The sequence below is a fragment of the Paraburkholderia ginsengiterrae genome (assembly GCF_001645125.1).
Lineage (GTDB): Bacteria > Pseudomonadota > Gammaproteobacteria > Burkholderiales > Burkholderiaceae > Paraburkholderia > Paraburkholderia ginsengiterrae.
In genome coordinates this window covers 1-795 of sequence record NZ_LXKA01000024.1, presented here as the reverse complement: position 1 = coordinate 795, position 795 = coordinate 1, and the positions used below count along the sequence as shown (strand labels likewise).

At 61.0% G+C, this 795-nt stretch carries 1 pseudogene; it reads right to left on the bottom strand.

Going from position 1 to position 795, the window contains the following annotated elements:
- Positions 1 to 795, bottom strand: a pseudogene (locus tag A6V37_RS41180) (Na/Pi cotransporter family protein); the annotation flags it as partial.

Sequence of the window (795 nt, the reverse complement as noted above, 5' to 3'; positions counted from 1 at the left end):
CTCCCTCAGGAGCGCCAAGCCGGATCCCGGCCAGCTCGAAAGCCATGTGGGTCACATAGCCTGTCGCAACTTCGGGCAAACCGGTTGCGTTGACACTGTCTGGTCTGAGAAACACGCACGCGTCGCCATGCGCATTTGCGACTTCTGGCGTGAGGGCATAAAGATTCTTCAGGGACAGCGCGAGTCTGACGTCCGTGAGCCGCGCGGCGTCAATACCCTCGATGAGGCCCTGCATGCTGCCTGCCGGCACATGGAACGACGCCCACCACTGGCCAGGTTCGTTGATTTCATGGTCAGCAGCGTTGTAGCCAAGTCTGGCCGTACCGAGAGGGACGTCTGAAAACGTGATGCCCAGGGCATCCTGCCATTCGCGAAGGCCCCGATGATCGCCGTCATTAAGTTCCTGCGCGGCAAACGTGACGCTGATGGCCTGCTGCCTGGTCGAGGGATCTCCAATCACACAAAGATATCCGTCGTCCAGATGCGCAGTGCCCTGAACGTACGTCGCCAGCATCGATGCTGCCTTCCCTGCTGCGGGTTCCGCCTGCCGCACGATCCGGAGGTCCTGAAGTGTCAGCCAGATCGATCGGGCTGTCGCGTACCGCAGGAGCACACCGCCGTCAGTTGTGCTTTCAAGCATATGCTGCCCGCATTCACGAATACTGCCCCTGTTGCCCGGTGTATCCCCGTCGCGAATTGAAGGTCCTGGTTGAGCATCGGCTCGCCGTTCGTCCTCTTGATACCGGACCGCGTCGCGTGACGGCAGCCGTTCCCGCCCGTTGAAACCGACGACAT